This is a genomic window from Roseovarius sp. D22-M7, assembly GCF_037083785.1.
Classification (GTDB): Bacteria; Pseudomonadota; Alphaproteobacteria; order Rhodobacterales; family Rhodobacteraceae; genus Roseovarius.
Genome location: NZ_JBAPKY010000065.1, coordinates 1 through 15,964 on the forward strand (window position 1 = coordinate 1; position 15,964 = coordinate 15,964).

Consider the following 15,964-nt stretch of genomic DNA (forward strand, 5'->3'; position numbering starts at 1 on the left):
GTCGACTGGCTGCTCGGGGACCGCGGCTATGACGCCGACTGGTTCAGAGAAGCGTTGGAAGACAAAGGGATACGCGCCTGCATCCCGGGCCGCAACCAGCGCAAGACCACCGTGAAATACGACAAGCGCCGGTACAAACGTCGCAACCGGATCGAGATCATGTTCGGCAGGCTCAAGGACTGGCGACGTGTCGCGACACGCTACGACCGATGCCCGAAGGTCTTCCTCTCAGCAATCGCACTCGCCGCAACCGTCATCTACTGGCTATGAGTCCAGACCCTAAGGACCAATCTTGCCATGAAAAGGGCAGATCGCCGAGGGGCTATGTGATCATCCGGCATGGAACAAATAGATCTGCTCGTTGTCAAAAACTGCGGTAGGTATNGACCAATCTTGCCATGAAAAGGGCAGATCGCCGAGGGGCTATGTGATCATCCGGCATGGAACAAATAGATCTGCTCGTTGTCAAAAACTGCGGTAGGTATCTGAGAGTTTCTTGATCCGGCTACCGAACCTCTTTCTGTTTCCGCTCTGCGGCTCTCCTTGTCGGATGTACAAGCTCTTGATAATAATTTGTCTGACATCATTTACTTCCCAGATTTTGAAAAAAGTTAACAGAGAAACTGGTATCCTCCTTTCTCAAGGGACCAAAATCATTGAATATAATTGATTTATACATGTTCTTTTGGGTTTTTCAATAAGCGAAGTAGCGCTTGATTGGCCAAGGAAATCGGACGATTCAAACTCTCCTCGGACAATTATCCAGTAGAGTTGTCGCCACCTCAACGCCGTCCCTCGCGCAGCCAGCTGGCGAGGATGAGGCCGGAAACCAGCAGTAGCGTCAGCCATGGCGGCAGCAGGGATGTCTGGCTGACACTGGCGCTCTCGCAAGCGCCGCGCGGGGTGATGCCGATCCAGCCGCGTCCGGATATCGCGCCCACGCCCCGTGGACCGCCACGGATGCAGCCGCCGCCCCGACCGTTCGAACACTTCCCCATAGCCTGATCCAAGACCACCGCGGCTTCCTCCTTCCGAGGTTTGTCAACGCGTGCCGCCACCTCCCGGCCGCCCACGTCGCGCCGCGGCCCGCATCGAAAAACCTTCTGGGAATGCGCAGTGAGCGAGCTTGGCAAGATTTGGTCCGTTTCCCGACAGCGTCCTTTCGTGTCGTATGCGACGAAAGCCGGCTCAGAGCCCAAACCAGAAGCCTCAACTCCTCGCTGCGCGCGCTCTGAGAGACATTCCTGCTGCCACGCAGCAATAAATCATAACAACTGCCCGGCGAGATAGCCTGCCGTTCAGGCAAGCCGCGGAAAGGTTTTCACCGACGACGACCGCCTCGTGGAAAAAGCCGCGCGATGCACTTGCGGAAACATTTGCTCCGGGTCGGTCGCAGCACCGGCGTTCAGCCGACCAGACCAAAGTGGCTGGCGCCCTGAACGTGCTTCCCGGCGAGACGCCGGGTCGGGACAGCCGGTCGGCGATCCGAGGCTACCGTTCGGGTATCAAGCCCTTCGGCGCGAACCTCATGACGACAAGCAGGATCGTCCCCATCATCAGGTAGCGCATATATGCCGCCCCGCCGACGAGGTGCTGCGCGAGATCGGAGTCTTCCCCCAGTGGCCACGTCACCGTCGCCATGAACCAGTTGCCAAAAGGCTCGGCCTCGACCCAGAGGAACCAGATGATGAAGCCGCCCAGCACGGCGCCCCAGTTGTTCCCGGACCCGCCCAGGATCACCATCACCCACACGAGGAAGGTGAACCGGAGCGGGATATAGCTCGTCGGCGTGAGCTGACCCTCGAGCGTGGTCAGCATCGCGCCCGCGACGCCGCAGGTGAAGCAGCCGAGCACGAAAGTCTGCAGATGACGCGCCTTGACGTTCTTGCCCATGGCGGCGGCGGCGTCGCGGTTGTCGCGGATGGCGCGCATCATTCGTCCCCAAGGAGAGCGCAATGCGCGTTCGGCGAACCACATGATGATCGCCAGCACGGCGATGAACAGCGCCGCGTAGCACAGCTTGACGAAGAGGCTGGCGGCATCGGACAGGTCCGCGGCGCCAAAGACATTGGCTAGCCCTATGAACCAGTCCTGCTCGACCAGATCGACCTCGTAGGGGACGGGGCGCGGGATGCCGGTGACGTTCTTCACGCCGCGTGACAGCCATTCCTCGTACTTGATGACGGCGATGATGATCTCGGCAATGCCCAGCGTGGCGATCGCCAGGTAGTCGGCGCGCAGCCCCAGCGCGATGCGCCCGATGAACCAGCCCGCCCCGGCCGCGACCAGACCGCCGATCGGCCAGGCCAGAAGCACCGGCAGCCCGGCACCACCGAGATAGCCGGTCAAGGCGGGGTCGATCGCTTCGATCGCGTCGGTCGCCGGGCGGAAGAACTGCCCAATGATGAAATAGCCGGCCACCAGCAGCACCAGCGTCACTGGCAGCTTGAGTGCCTTCGGGACCGCGCGCCGCGCGAAGATGATGGCGGCCACCGTGGCGACAAGGCTCAGGAGCGACAACGCGAGGTCGCCGCCGGCAACGGCCCACGCATCGGTGACCGGCGGCATGGAGACCAGCACCGCCGTCAGCCCGCCCAGCGCCGTGAAGCCCATGACGCCGACATTGAAGAGGCCTGCATAGCCCCACTGCATGTTGACGCCGAGTGCCATCACCGCGGAGATGACGCAAAGATTGAAGATTCCGAAGGCGACGTTCCAGCTCTGATAGAAGCCGACCATGATCAGCACCAGGCCCATGAGGCCGTAAAGAAGCAGAACCCTCTGCGTCATATCACTTTCCCGCGGATGATGCCGGTCGGCCGGATCAGCAGGACCGCGACCAGGATGATGAAGGAGACCGCGAACTTGTAGTCCGTCGACAAGAGCTGGACGAGGCCGTCCGGGGCCCAGCCCTCGGGGCCGAGATAGGCCAGGAACCTCTTGTAGGCGTAGGTCACCATCACCTCGGAGAAGGCGACGATGAAGGCACCCAGGATCGCGCCCACCGGCTGACCGATACCGCCGAGAATGGTTGCGGCGAAGATCGGCAGCAGGATCTGCAGGAAGATGAACGGCTTGTAGGTCTTGTCGAGACCGTAGAGCGTGCCCGCGATCGTCGCGAGTGCTGCGGCGATGATCCAGGCGATCATCACCACGCGCTCGGGATTGATACCGCAAAGCAGCGCGAGATCCTCGTCGTCCGAATAGGCCCGCATCGCCTTGCCCGAGCGCGTCTTCTGCAGGAACCAGAACAGCCAGGCGACCACGACAAGGGCGACGACGACGGTGATCACCTGGGTCTGCTTGATGGCGATGCCCTCGTCGAGGCCAAGCAGTGCTTGCGACTCGAACGCGCCGATGATGAATCGCTGGCCGTCTGCGAAACTCTGGTCCGCGGGTCCGATGGTGATGCGGATCAGCCCGGCCAGCACGAACATCACCCCGACCGAGACGATGGCGAAGACGATCGGGTTGGACCGCTGCCGGCGATAGAAGCGGAAGACCATGCGGTCCGTCAGCAACGCGACCCCGATCGCCGCCAATATACCCACCGGCAGGGCCAGCAGCGCGGTCGGCAAGGGGGCGATGCCGACGCCCATATCCTGAAGGACCCATGTTACGAGGATCGTGATCATGGTCCCGAACGACATCAGTTCGCCATGCGAGAAGTTGGCGAATTTCAGGATCCCGAAGATGATCGTGACGCCGAGCGCCCCAAGGGCCAGCTGCGCGCCGTAGGCCGTCGCCGGAACGACGACGAAGTTGGCGAACAGTGCGAGTGCGTTAAGAATCTCCATTCAACCCCCCAGGAAGGACCGGCGCACGTCCTCGTTGGCCAGAAGCGCTTCGCCCGTGTCGGTGAAACGGTTGCGGCCCTGGACCATGACGAAGCCGTGGTCTGCGATTTCCAGCGCCTGACGCGCGTTCTGCTCGACCATCAGGATGGCAACGCCGGTCCGGGCGATCTCGAGGATCTTGTCGAAGAGCTCGTCCATAACGATGGGCGAGACGCCGGCTGTCGGCTCGTCGAGCATCAACAGGTCCGGGCGCGTCATCAGCGCACGCCCGACCGCCACTTGCTGGCGCTGCCCGCCGGAGAGCTCGCCTGCCGGCTGGTTGCGTTTCTCGGCCAGTATCGGGAACAGGCTGAAGACCTGCTCCTTCGTGTCCTCGATCTCGTCGTCGTTGCGGATGAACGCCCCCATCTCGAGGTTATCTTCCACGGTCAGCGAGACGAAGACGTTGCGGTTCTGCGGGACGAAGGCCATGCCTTGCGGCACCCGATCCTGCGGCGCGAGGCCCGTTATGTCGCGGCCGTCCAGCGTGACCGTGCCCTCGCGCAGCGCGAGCATGCCGAAGACCGCCTTCATCGCCGTCGACTTGCCGGCACCGTTCGGGCCGACCACCACGGCGATTTCGCCCTGCTCCACGGTGATAGTGCAATCATGGATGATGTCGGCACCGCCATATCCGCCGGTCATGCCGGTCGCGCTCAGGAAACTCATGCCGGCGCCTTCCGCTCGCGCTTGCGGCCCGTGCCGAGATAGGCCTCGATGACCTCCTCGTTGTTCTTGACCTCCTCGATGGTTCCTTCGGTGAGCAGCTTGCCGTCTGCCATGACGATGACGGGGTCGCAGAGGCGCGCGATGAAATCCATGTCGTGCTCGATCAGGCAGAAGGTGTAGCCGCGTTCCTCGTTGAGCCGCTGGATGGATTTGGCAATGGTCTTCAACAGGGTGCGGTTGACGCCGGCCCCGACCTCGTCGAGAAAAACGATCTTGGCATCCACCATCATGGTGCGGCCCAGTTCCAGAAGTTTCTTCTGGCCCCCCGAGAGATTGCCGGCAAGCTCGTCCTTCAAGTGGTCGATCTCCAGGAATTCGACCACCTCCAGCGCCCGCGCGCGGTTCTGCGCCTCGACCTCCCTGACGCGGGCGAAATTGAACCAGCTATGGCGCAGCTGCTCGCCCGGCTGATCGCCGGGGACGACCAACAGGTTCTCAAGCACGGTCAACGTCGAGAATTCATGCGCGATCTGGAAGGTGCGCAAAAGGCCCTTGTGGAACAGTTCGTGCGGCTGCAGGCCGGTCACATCCTCGCCATCAAGGTAGACGGTGCCCGAGGACGGCGGGAAGACGCCCGCGATGATGTTGAACAGCGTCGTCTTGCCGGCCCCGTTGGGGCCGATCAGTCCCGTGATCGAGCCCTTCTCGATCGACAGCGAGACGCCGTCGACCGCCCGGATGCCGCCAAAGTTCTTGGCGACGGTTTCGACCGTAATCATTCAATCAATCCCGATTGCCGGAAAGTAAGGAACGGCTGGGACCCAGGGTGCCCAACCGTTCCCACGAAGCCGGGACGTCGCCCGGCGATCCATTCAGTGGTACATCACCGTTTCGAATTCGCCGCCCTTGACCTCCGTCTCGCGGAAGCTGCCAGCGGATTCGCCCGGTTCGACCAGTTCCAGCGCGGTGCCGCCGACATAGTCGATCTCGCCGCCCTCGGCCAGAATCTCGAGGCCCTTGGCAAGCTCGCCCGGGTAGATCTTTTCGCCCGGGGCGTTGGCGACGTCGAACACATGGTCCTTGTAGACGGCGCTGTCTGTCGAATCGGCGGCCTGCATGGCGAGCAGGATCAGCGCCGAGGCGTCATAGGCCTCGGGAACGTAAGGGTCGTCGCCCTTGAAGTCGCGGCCCTCGGCCAGATCGGCCAGCATGTCGGCGCCCGGGCTGTCAGTGCCCGGATTGGTGCCGATGGAGCCGTCCAGCGCGGTGCCGAAGTGATCGGTCAGCGCCGCGCCGACCATGCCGTCCGGCAGCACGAACTTGCCGAAGGCGCCGGTATCGAGAGAGGCCTGGATGATGCCCTTGCCGCCCTGGTCGAGGTACCCGACAACGATCAGGACCTCGCCGCCGGCCGACGCCAGCGTGCCGATCTCGGCCGAGTAGTCCGCCTTGCCGTCCTCATGTGCGGTCACCGCGGTGATCTCACCGCCCTTGGCCTCGAAGGCCCCCTGGATCGAGTCGGCGAGACCCTTGCCATAGTCGTTGTTGGTGTAGGTCAGCGCCGCCGATCCGATGCCACGACGGTCAAGTATGTCGGCGATGATCTGGCCCTGGCGCGCGTCCGACGGGGCCGTTCGAAAGAAATAGCCGCCGTCTTCGATCGTCGACAGCGCCGGCGAGGTCGCCGAGGGCGAGATCATGACAATGCCGTTGGCGCGCACGACGTTGTTGAGCACCGCCGTGGTGGACCCCGAGCAGGTCGCCCCGTTGATGCCTTGGACGCCCTCGGACGACACCAGCCGCTCGGCCGCGGCCGTGGCGGCGGCGGCGTCGATGCAGGTGCTGTCACCGCGGACCGAGATTACCTCGCGGCCACCGAGGAACATGCCGCTGTCCGACACCTCCTCGATCGCCATTTCGCCGCCCAGCGCCATTGGTTTCACCAGCGATTCGGTCGGGCCGGTGAAGCCCTGCATCATGCCGATCTTGACCTGATCCTGCGCAAAGGCGCCCGTCGCGAGGGCCGCCGATACCGCGGCCGACATAAGTGTGGCGGACAGTTTTCTCATTTTCAGACCTCCCCTTTGGTATACGTCTGTTGGTTATTGAAAAGATTATACATATCAAAATTGATGTTTCCACCCATCGTTATTTCAGGGGCTACACGTGTATAGGGTTTGCGATCGGTGGGGGCAGGCCAAGTTCATTGACGGCTCGTCGAATGGCCGGATCAAATTCAGGGGTCAGGTGGGCGCCTGAACTACCGGTTCGGCGAACGTTGCCGCAATCGCCATGCTGCAAACGCAAGGGTTGGGTGGGACAAAGGGCATGAAGATTTGAAGCGCCGGCATCAGACCGGTTTGTCCGCGTCTTGCCTGTTCGCGACCCGCGCGCTGCCTCGGGGTCGAGCGTGAAGACGCCTTGGCGATCGCAGGGGCGGCGGAGATCCGACCGGCTGGACCGACCGGCAAGCAACGGCCCGAGCTGTCTTGCAGCGACCGCCCAGGATGCCGTGATGCAACCGGGCATCCCTACCATGCATGCGGAATGCAGCATTTCATAGCCAGCGGAGATCTCGACGTGTTAATATATCAGGATAGAGGGAGCACATGCCATGATCGCAGGAGCACATGCAGTCGTATGGGTCAGGCAGGACGAACCCGGGAATGACGCCTGTCGCTTCGCCGATGCCGAGGGGGGATATCTGATCGACGGGTCGTCGACGGATGCCAAAGGCAACATCCTGCCATACCGCATCCGTGCCCGGGGAGATGGCACGACGCGACGCGCCAGAATTCGTGCGAAATCCCGCATCTTCGTGCGCCGGGCGCCCGATAATACATGGCGGTTGAATGGCACACCGGCCCCGGCCGTCTCAGGCGCCGAGGATATCGATCTCGGCTTCACGCCCGCGACCCTGACCTTGCCGATCCGCCGATTGAAGCTCGGCATTGGCGACGAGGCCGAGATCATGGTGGCACGGCTGGATCTCGAAAACGACCGGCTGACGCCGTTGCCGCTCGTCTTTCGGCGCATCGCGGAAGAGGAATACGACTGCCTGAATGCCGACACGGGCAGGACATCGCATCTTGTGGTGGACGGGCATGGCATCATTCAAAGGCACACCGGCCAATGGATTGCGCAGACGTAAGGCCCGCATGTCGTCGGTCCGGACGCGACCGGGATCACCTGTTTGGCGGTCGATCTAGCGGGTCCATCTTCGGCGCGGATGACATCCGCAATGGCGACCTCGCCGGCGTTGCGGGTGGTTGGAAGGCCGTTTTTCCGTTCCGCGCGTGCGATGTCGATCCCGATGATTGCGAAAGAGGGCTGGTGCACCGGGATGACGCCGTTCGCGGGTCGGGTCCGGGCACCGACAGGACCGCGAGGTGTCCGCTCACTCCCACCACGGGTCGATGGCGGCGATCTCGGCGTCGGACCAGCCGAAATGGTGGGCGAGTTCATGCACGTAGACATGCGCGACGAGAGCGCCGAGGGCGACATTGCCGCGATCGGCCCATTCGTCGAGGATCGGGCGGCGGAAAAGCCAGATGGTGTCGGGACCGTGGGGCTGGTCCATCACCGATTTTTCGGTCAGCGGAATGCCATCGTAAAGCCCGGTGAGGCCGAACGCGTCGTGGATCGACATCTCTTGGAGGATTGAGTCGGGGGCGAAATCCTCGACGCGCAGCGACACCTCTGTCGCCGCCGGACGATAGGCTTCAGGCAGGGCGGCGCGGGCCGCGCGTGCCATCGCGGCGATGTCCTCGAGCCCCGGGGCGAGGCGCGGCGTCCAGTCGTCGGTCATGCAATCTCCTCCCGGCCCGTCATGTGTCCGGAACCGCGCAGCCGCTGCCGGAGCACGGCGCAATCATCCGGTCGCCACACGCCGAGCGCGTCGCAAATCGTGCCCGTCTGCGCCATGGATACGTCAATCCGGTACCAAGGCCAGTCTCTCATCAAGTTTTTCGGTCATCATGGCAGCTGGTAGCACAGAAGCATGCCGGCCATCCAGCGCGACCAGATCATGCCCGTACGCCTCTCGCCGGGCAAAGACCTGTCGGGACGAGACGCGCTATTGAACCTCACGACGCAGCCCCGGTGATTGCCGACAGGCTTTCTGTCACGCTGACTGGCCCGTCATGGCGGACCGCAAGGTTCAGATCCGCGCTTCGGGGCGGCAGGACCGTCAGCGCGGGCGGCTTCGCTTTCCACGCGCGAAGTTCACGCGTCGCAAGCGGCAACGGCGACACCACACCGGTCAGTGCCGACACATCGCAGGTGATCGGGACAGGCTTTCAGATCATGGGATAGTCACGGCACGGGCGCGGAGTCTTGCATTGGCCCGCGATCGGGGTGACGCGAAATTTTGCCATGGATCGCCGAAGATGTTGCAATGGCGTGACTTACGGAAAAGGATGACGTCAAGGGAAACAGAAAGAAAAAAGGAAAAGCCATGGCCCTCGAGAACATCGCAAGACAGGCGGTCGCGCTGGGCGTCGCGGCCCAGTTGGTGCTTGCCACGCAATATGTCGGCACGGCCCGGGCCGAGATGATTTCCACCGACACCGCGATATCGGACCACGTCGACGCCACCAGCCGCGCCGCGTTGTTGACCGAGGTTCGCCGTGACGATGTGCGGGCCGAGCTTGTGCGTCAGGGCGTCGATCCCGCCGAGGCCGAGGCCCGGATCGCCGCGCTGACCGACGCCGAGATCCGCAAGACCATTGCCCAGATGGAGGACAATTCCGCCGGGGCCAGCGTTGCAGGCACCATCGCAACGGTTTTCATCATCCTTCTGGTCACTGATCTTCTGTGCCTGACGCGTCTGTTCAATTTCACCCGCTGCGTTCGCTGAGACGTCTCGTCCCGGCCTTGCTGGCGGGCGCGGCGCTCACGGCTTGTGCGGCGCCTGAACCGTTCCTCGCGCCGCCGGCCGAAATCACCCGGACGGCCGGCGTGGCCGATGTGCCGCTGATCCGGCAGGCCGATTTCCACTGCGGCCCCGCATCGCTCGCCATGGTGATGCAATGGTCGGGACAGGATGTGACGCAGGCCGAAATCGCGCGGCAGTCCTTCACGCCCGGTGCGCGCGGCACGTATCTCGCCGACATGCTTGGCGCGGCACGGCGGCATGGGCAGATCGCGGTCACGCTCGGGACATTCCCCGCCCTTCTGGCCGAGCTCGAGGCGGGCCACCCCGTGATCGTCTTCCAGAACCTTGGCCTGCCCATTGCGCCTGTCTGGCATTACGGCGTCGTCGTGGGCTATGATCTCGACCGGGAGGTCGTCACGCTGCATTCGGGCCAGCGCGACGTGATGCGGATGCCACTTCGCGCGTTCCTGAAAAGTTGGGATGGTGGCGATCGCTGGGCCATGGTCATGCTGCCTGCCGATCAACATCCCGCCCGCGCCAACGAGACGACGCTGCTTCGTGCTGCCGCTGCCCTCGAACGGGTCGGCCAGTTCACCGCCGCTGAAACCGCCTATCGGCGCGGTGCCGCGCGGTGGCCGGAAAGCTGGCTTTGGCCGTTCGGCCTGGGAAATGCACTTTATGGACAAGGCGAGGTTGCGGCAGCCCGCCGTGCATTCCGGCAGGCGCTGACGCTGGATCCGACGGCGCAGGCCGCCCGCAACAACCTCGCGCAGATTGACGACGAACAGGGCGCCTGAGCGCGCGATCAGGATGCCACGTGGTTGGGGCCGCGCGTGTGCTTTTTGACCCCGTGGTTTGATGGTGCGCTCCTTGGGCACTCGAATGTGCGCCAATCGCCACGACCTGCAGAACACGCCCCAAGCATATGTCCGACATCCGGCACGTGCCCGCCTTGCGCATTTGCTCGGGCTTCCTCCGGACCACGCCCCAGCCGGCCCGAATTTTCCGGTCGGCGTCGTGCCCTGCAGTCTTCGTCGTGGTCGCCTGGACCCGACGCGGCGACGGAGCGGAGCCCGGCGCAGTATTCATGTTCACCTTGGCCACCAGGGATGGGCTTTGCCGACATGACACGGTCTTCATGCCGCGAGACAGGGTGCGCATCGTGCGACCGTCACGCCTCCAATCAGCCGATCTCGACTGTTCCACTCAATGGTTCAGGATCTTGCCCAGGAAATCCTTTGCGCGGTTGCTTTCCGGTGCGCCGAAGAATTGTTCGGTGGGCCGGTCCTCCACGATTGCGCCTGCATCCATGAATACCACGCGGTTGGCCACCTTGCGAGCGAAGCCCATCTCGTGGGTGACGACCATCATCGTCATGCCCTCGCTTGCGAGTTCCACCATCACGTCCAGCACTTCGTTTATCATCTCGGGGTCGAGTGCGGAGGTGGGTTCATCGAAAAGCATCGCGATCGGGTCCATCGCCAGGGCGCGGCTGATGGCGACCCGCTGCTGCTGGCCGCCCGACAGCGCGCCGGGATGCTTGTCGATATGCTGTGCCAACCCGACCCGTACCAGCAGCGCCTCGGCCTTGGCGACGGCCTCGTCCCTGCTGCGGCCCAGCACCTTCTGTTGGGCAAGGCACAGGTTTTCCCGCACGGTCATGTGGGGATAAAGTTCGAAATGCTGGAAAACCATGCCGATCCGCGCGCGCAGCGTGGTCAGATCCGAGCCGCGCGCCATGACCTCCATCCCGTCCACGGCGATGCGGCCCTTCTGCGCCGGTTCCAGACCGTTCACGCACTTGATGAGCGTGGACTTGCCCGATCCGGACGGCCCGCAGACCACCACGACTTCGCCCGAGGCGACCTTCGTGCTGCAATCGTTCAGCACTCGGAAGTCGCCGTACCATTTCGACAGGTTCTCGATCTCGATCATGTCGTGCTGGCCTTCTGAAGCCGCCGCACGAACAGCGATCCCGCGAAGCAGATCGCGAAATAGACAATGGCGGCGAAGATGTACATTTCTACCAGACGCCCCTCGGTGCGGGCGATGATGGATGAGACGGTCATGAAGTCCCGCAGCGAGACCACGAAGACGAGGCTGGTGTCCTGGAACAGGATGATGCCCTGGGTCACCAGGATCGGGATCATGTTGCGGAAGGCCTGTGGCAGAACGATGTGTCGCTGGGTCTGCCAGTAGTTCAGCCCGGTGGCCTGCGCCGCGTGAACCTGCCCCTTGCGCACCGACTGGATCCCCGCCCGGATGATTTCCGAAAAATAGGCGGCCTCGAAGAGGGTGAAGGCGATCAGCGCGGAATAGAAGTTCCCGATGGGCCGTCCCAGCGCCAGCGGTACAAGGAAGTAGAACCAGAAGATCACGAGGATCAGCGGCACCGACCGGATCAGGTTCACGTAGGTCCCCGCCACGAGCGACAGCGGCAGGATGCCCGACAGCCGCATCAGCGCCAGGATCGTGCCGAAGAAGATGCCCCCGATCACCGCGAGGAAGGTCAGCAGAAGCGATAACTGCAAGCCCTGCCACAGGAACGGCAGGTTGCCCGCGATGACGGCGAAATCGAAATCACCCATCACTTCGATCCCATGTAGCCGGGAATGCGGGTGTAGCGTTCGGCCACCTGCATCACGATGGTCGCCATGAGCGCGATGCACACGTAGATGACCGTGGCGGCCGTATAGGCTTCGAACCCGTTGAAGGTGTATTCCGCGATCTGCTGGCTTTGCGCGGTCAATTCCAGCAGCCCGATGGTCAGCGCCAGCGACGAGTTCTTGAAGATCGTCAGGAATTCGGAGGTCATCGGCGGCACGATCAGCCGGAACGCGATCGGCAGCAGGATGTAGCGATAGGTCTGCCCGACCGAGAACCCGTTGGCATAGGCCGCGTTGGTCAACCCGCTGCCCACGGCGTTGATGCCCGCGCGCACCTGTTCGGCGATCCGGCTGGCGGTATACAGGCCCAGCGCGACCACCGCCGTCACGTATTCCGGGTTGGGCATGTCGCGCTTGATCCAGCGGCCGGTATCCTCGGGCAACAGTTCGGGCATCACGAAATACCACAGGAACATCTGCACCAGCAGCGGGACGTTTCTGAAAAGTTCCACATAGGCGGTGCAGATCAACGAGATCGGGCGCGAGGGCAGCGTGCGCCCGACACCGACAAGGATGCCGACGGCCAGCGCCAGCACCCAGGCGGCCAGCGCCACGGCAAAGGTCCATTGCACCCCCATGATCAGCCAGCCGAGATAGGGGTCCGTGAACAGGACGCCCCAGTTCCAGTTATAGTCCATGGTGATGCGCCCTTGCTGCCGGTATACGACGGGGGCGGCATGGCCCCCGTCCTACGTGCGGTTTACTGCGGCAGAGCGTTCAGGCGGAAGGCCGCGCGCAGCAGGTCCGACTGTTCCACGCCCATCGGCCCGAACCAGCGTTCGTAGATCTCGTCGATCTCGCCCGACCGGAACACCTCTGCCATGGCCCGCTTGCCCACCAGTTCGAAATCGCTTTCGTTGCGGGGCACCATCAGCGCGTAGGGGTCATAGGACAGGAAATCGCCCACGACCTTGAATTCATCGGGCGTGCGCGATTTGGCGATCAGCCCGTGCAGCAGGATGTGGTCGGTCGAATAGGCATCGACGCGGTCGGTTTCCAGCGCGAGCATCCCCTCTGCATGGTCGCGCACCGGAAGGATGTCGATATCGAGCCCGCGGGCCTCCATCTCGGCCTGGATGGCCCGTTCGTTCGTGGTGCCCTGCGCCAGACCGATCCGCTTGCCTTCCATGTCGTCGATGCCACTGATGCCGCTGTCCACGCGGGTCAGGATCTGCGTGCCGGTGATGAAGGTCACGGGCAGGTATTCGACCTGCTCCTGCCGCGTCAGGTTGTTGGTGGTCGATCCGCATTCCAGATCGATCGTGCCATTCGCCATCAAGGCGATGCGCGTCTGCGGCGTGACCGGCACGAAACGCACCTCCAGATCCGTGCCCAGCGTTTCCTCGACCGCTTCGACCACCTTCATGCAAAGGTCGATGCTGTAGCCGATGGGGGCCTGATTCTCGTCGAGATAGGCGAAGGGAACCGAGCTTTCGCGGTGCCCCAGCACGATGCTTCCGCGCTCGGCAATGGCGGCGAGCCGCCCTTGGGTGATGTCTTGCGCAACGGCGGCGGTGCCGAATGTCGCGAGCGCCGCGGCGCTCGCAAGAATATGTCGAAGATGCGTCATCATGGTCTCCTGTTGATGGTCTGGTTTTCAGTTCGACGAGAAAAGATCGGGATAGCCGAAAAGCGCAGCGCTGCCGCCCGTGTGCAGGAACGCGATGTTACGCGCGCCGCCGAATTCCCCGCGCTGCACGAGATCGATCAGCCCCGCCAGCCCCTTGCCGGAATAGACCGGGTCGAAGAGCAGCCCTTCGAGCCGCGCCAGAAGCCGCACCGCCTCCTGCATCGCCTCGGTGGGCAACCCGTAGCCGGGGCCGACATGATCGCAATTGGCCCGCACCCGGTCGCGCGGGATCTCGAAGCCCGCGCCCAGATGGTCCATCGTACGGCGTGCAAGGTCGTGGACCATGGTTTCCTGCTTTTCCTGCGGCGCGCGCACGCCGATGCCCAGCAGATCGAGATCGGATTCGGCCGCCGCGAGGCCCGCCACCAGCCCCGCCTGGGTGCCGGAACTGCCCGTCGCGTGCACCAGGTGGTCGATATCAAGCTCCGTTTCCGCAGCTTGGGTCAGCAACTCGATCGCGCAATTGACATAGCCCAGCGCGCCCACCGGGTTCGAGCCGCCGCCGGGGATGATGTAGGGGCGGTGACCCTCGGCGCGGAGCCTTTCGGCGAATGTCTTCATCTCGGCGGCCATGTCGGCGCCGCCGGGGCGGCGGTCCACCGTGGCGCCATGCAGCCGGTCGAGCAGCACGTTGCCGTTGTCCGTATAGGCGGGGTCGACATACCCCGTCCGGTCCTCCAGCAGGATATGGCAGGCCAGCCCCAGCTTCGCCGCCGCCGCCGCCGTCTGGCGGGCATGGTTGGACTGGGTTGCCCCTTGGGTGATGACGCAATCGGCGCGCTGCGCCAGCGCGTCGGCCATCAGGAATTCCAGTTTGCGGGTCTTGTTGCCGCCCCCCGACAGCCCGGTGCAGTCGTCGCGCTTGACCCAGATGCGCGGCCCGCCCAGATGCGCGCTCAGCCGGTCCATGGGTTCCAGCGGGGTGGGCAGATGGGCCAGCGACACGCGCGGGAAGCCATTCAGCTTGCGTCGAACGGCATCACAGCGATCCTTAACCGATGTTTGAGCGGAAGAAGCATGACGAACTGCGTTCATGGCAAGCAGCCTTTCCATAGGTGTTTTTTAACGCTTAGCAGCCTTGTTCAAGCCAAGAAAATGCTTCTATCTATGGGTGCTCGTATAAAATGTATGGCTGATTGGTGGATACTCGACTTTTCGACGATGTTCTCGCACTTCTGGAGGAAGGCAACCTGACCCGGGCGGCGGCACGTCGCAACGTGACCCAACCGGCGTTTTCGCGACGCATCCGCAATTTCGAGAATTGGGTCGGCATCCCCTTGCTGAACAGGTCGGCGAACCGGATCGATCTGCATCCGGCTCTTGCCGCCAACAGGTCCGAGATCCGCGCGACGATACAGCGGATTGAAGCACTGCGCGCCCGACTGCGCGACGGCGGCACGGGCGGCGGGCGGCTCGTGCTCGTTACCCAGCACGCGCTTGCGGCAAGGATCACACCGGACGCGTTGGCCGCCCTGCATGAGGCCGAGCCAGCCTTGACCACGCGCTTGCGCACCATGAACCGCGAAGACTGCTTGTCTTTTTTCGTGCGCGGTGACGCCGACCTGTTGATGATATACGAGGCGAGGGGGTTTCCGCGCCTTCCTTTCGACGACAGCATCGGTCGCCGGACCTGGATGCCCGATACCCTCATTCCCGTTTGCGGCGGTCCAATGCGCCACCGGCTAGGGACCGACGGCAAACCGAGAGGCCGGTTCGCCATTATCCGGTATCCCGAGGACAGTCACTTCGGGCAGTTGGTAGACCGGAACGGCGGCGAAAGCGCAATGCTCGATCACGGAGGCCACATCGCGGTTGAAACAGCCTTCAGCATCGCGGCGCTGCAATTGGCCGAAGCCGGGACTGGCGTGGCCTGGGTCCCGCACAGCATGTGTCTCCAGAAGATCGCATCAGGCAATCTCGTCAATCTCGGGGTCCATTTCGGTCTGATCGCCCTCAATGTCAGCTTGTTCTTCGCAAAACAGAACATTCAGGCGCAGCGGGTCTTGTCGCGGCTCTGAGGATCAAGGCGCGGTTGCCAGACAAGAGTTCCTCGTTTGGGCATGACGCTGGGACCCGACAACGCATGTCCTGCGAGGGTCGCGGAAACCGGTCGTCGAGACGCGTCAATCGCGCAGACAAGACGGACATCGGAAACGGTCGAATGACCTGACCGTCGCGGAGCAGAGGTCTGCATCCTGAGTATCCGTCATGCGCAAGGGGTTTTATCGACCCCGATGCGGTCAGCTTTGACCAGCGCGTTGGCGGTCTCCAAGAGCTTGCGCATTAT

The 15,964-nt window shown here is 63.3% G+C and carries 17 protein-coding genes; 5 read left to right on the forward strand and 12 right to left on the reverse strand.

Annotated features, from left to right (window positions below; translation table 11 throughout):
- Nucleotides 1–270 (forward strand): transposase (locus V8324_RS18805; RefSeq protein ID WP_336421443.1); only part of this gene is annotated, 270 nt, incomplete at its 5' end.
- 512 nt (nucleotides 271–782) lie between these two features.
- Here V8324_RS18805 and V8324_RS18810 read toward each other — a convergent pair.
- The 6 genes from V8324_RS18810 to V8324_RS18835 form a co-directional block, all read right to left on the reverse strand.
- Entirely contained in the window at nucleotides 783–941 is a 159-nt protein-coding gene (locus V8324_RS18810) for a hypothetical protein (RefSeq protein ID WP_336421459.1), read from the reverse strand.
- A 550-nt stretch (nucleotides 942–1,491) separates the two neighbouring features.
- Complete coding sequence (locus tag V8324_RS18815) at nucleotides 1,492–2,790, reverse strand: branched-chain amino acid ABC transporter permease (RefSeq protein ID WP_336421444.1); 1,299 nt, start codon at nucleotides 2,788–2,790, stop codon at nucleotides 1,492–1,494.
- On the reverse strand, nucleotides 2,787–3,797 hold the full coding sequence (locus tag V8324_RS18820; RefSeq protein WP_336421445.1) for a branched-chain amino acid ABC transporter permease: 1,011 nt from the start codon (nucleotides 3,795–3,797) through the stop codon (nucleotides 2,787–2,789). The genes V8324_RS18815 and V8324_RS18820 overlap by 4 nt, the downstream gene beginning before the upstream one ends.
- Nucleotides 3,798–4,505 (reverse strand): ABC transporter ATP-binding protein, encoded by a 708-nt coding sequence (locus V8324_RS18825; protein WP_336421446.1) that lies wholly within the window; start codon nucleotides 4,503–4,505, stop codon nucleotides 3,798–3,800.
- Nucleotides 4,502–5,284: an ABC transporter ATP-binding protein gene (locus tag V8324_RS18830; protein ID WP_336421447.1), complete on the reverse strand. Its 783-nt coding sequence runs from the start codon at nucleotides 5,282–5,284 to the stop codon at nucleotides 4,502–4,504. Before V8324_RS18830 ends, V8324_RS18825 begins: the two co-directional genes overlap by 4 nt.
- Nucleotides 5,285–5,377: 93 nt before the next feature.
- Complete coding sequence (locus V8324_RS18835) at nucleotides 5,378–6,574, reverse strand: ABC transporter substrate-binding protein (RefSeq protein WP_336421448.1); 1,197 nt, start codon at nucleotides 6,572–6,574, stop codon at nucleotides 5,378–5,380.
- 545 nt (nucleotides 6,575–7,119) lie between these two features.
- On the opposite strand from V8324_RS18835, the gene V8324_RS18840 reads away from it, so the two are divergent.
- Entirely contained in the window at nucleotides 7,120–7,656 is a 537-nt protein-coding gene (locus V8324_RS18840; protein WP_336421449.1) for a putative glycolipid-binding domain-containing protein, read from the forward strand.
- Between the two features lie 246 nt (nucleotides 7,657–7,902).
- Here V8324_RS18840 and V8324_RS18845 read toward each other — a convergent pair whose 3' ends face one another.
- Nucleotides 7,903–8,313, reverse strand: a complete 411-nt coding sequence (locus V8324_RS18845) for a metallopeptidase family protein (RefSeq protein WP_336421450.1) — start codon at nucleotides 8,311–8,313, stop codon at nucleotides 7,903–7,905.
- A gap of 648 nt (nucleotides 8,314–8,961) precedes the next feature.
- Here V8324_RS18845 and V8324_RS18850 point away from each other — a divergent pair.
- Together V8324_RS18850 and V8324_RS18855 are read left to right on the forward strand one after the other, a co-directional pair.
- The gene (locus V8324_RS18850; protein ID WP_336421451.1) at nucleotides 8,962–9,363 is read left to right on the forward strand and encodes a PA2779 family protein; all 402 of its coding nucleotides are present in this window, start codon (nucleotides 8,962–8,964) and stop codon (nucleotides 9,361–9,363) included.
- A 101-nt stretch (nucleotides 9,364–9,464) separates the two neighbouring features.
- Nucleotides 9,465–10,178, forward strand: a complete 714-nt coding sequence (locus V8324_RS18855) for a PA2778 family cysteine peptidase (protein WP_336421452.1) — start codon at nucleotides 9,465–9,467, stop codon at nucleotides 10,176–10,178.
- 409 nt (nucleotides 10,179–10,587) lie between these two features.
- Here V8324_RS18855 and V8324_RS18860 read toward each other — a convergent pair whose 3' ends face one another.
- From V8324_RS18860 to V8324_RS18880, 5 genes are all read right to left on the reverse strand, one after another.
- A complete protein-coding gene (locus V8324_RS18860) occupies nucleotides 10,588–11,316 on the reverse strand; it encodes an amino acid ABC transporter ATP-binding protein (protein ID WP_336421453.1) in 729 nt (242 codons plus the stop codon).
- The gene (locus V8324_RS18865) at nucleotides 11,313–11,969 is read right to left on the reverse strand and encodes an amino acid ABC transporter permease (RefSeq protein ID WP_336421454.1); all 657 of its coding nucleotides are present in this window, start codon (nucleotides 11,967–11,969) and stop codon (nucleotides 11,313–11,315) included. Before V8324_RS18865 ends, V8324_RS18860 begins: the two co-directional genes overlap by 4 nt.
- Complete coding sequence (locus V8324_RS18870) at nucleotides 11,969–12,685, reverse strand: amino acid ABC transporter permease (protein WP_336421455.1); 717 nt, start codon at nucleotides 12,683–12,685, stop codon at nucleotides 11,969–11,971. Before V8324_RS18870 ends, V8324_RS18865 begins: the two co-directional genes overlap by 1 nt.
- A 62-nt stretch (nucleotides 12,686–12,747) precedes the next feature.
- Nucleotides 12,748–13,617, reverse strand: coding sequence for an amino acid ABC transporter substrate-binding protein (locus tag V8324_RS18875; RefSeq protein WP_336421456.1), 870 nt, complete (start codon nucleotides 13,615–13,617; stop codon nucleotides 12,748–12,750).
- A 27-nt stretch (nucleotides 13,618–13,644) separates the two neighbouring features.
- Nucleotides 13,645–14,712, reverse strand: coding sequence for a D-cysteine desulfhydrase (locus tag V8324_RS18880; protein ID WP_442970581.1), 1,068 nt, complete (start codon nucleotides 14,710–14,712; stop codon nucleotides 13,645–13,647).
- Between the two features lie 104 nt (nucleotides 14,713–14,816).
- On the opposite strand from V8324_RS18880, the gene V8324_RS18885 reads away from it, so the two are divergent.
- Complete coding sequence (locus tag V8324_RS18885; protein WP_336421457.1) at nucleotides 14,817–15,695, forward strand: LysR family transcriptional regulator; 879 nt, start codon at nucleotides 14,817–14,819, stop codon at nucleotides 15,693–15,695.
- Nucleotides 15,696–15,964: the final 269 nt, after the last annotated feature.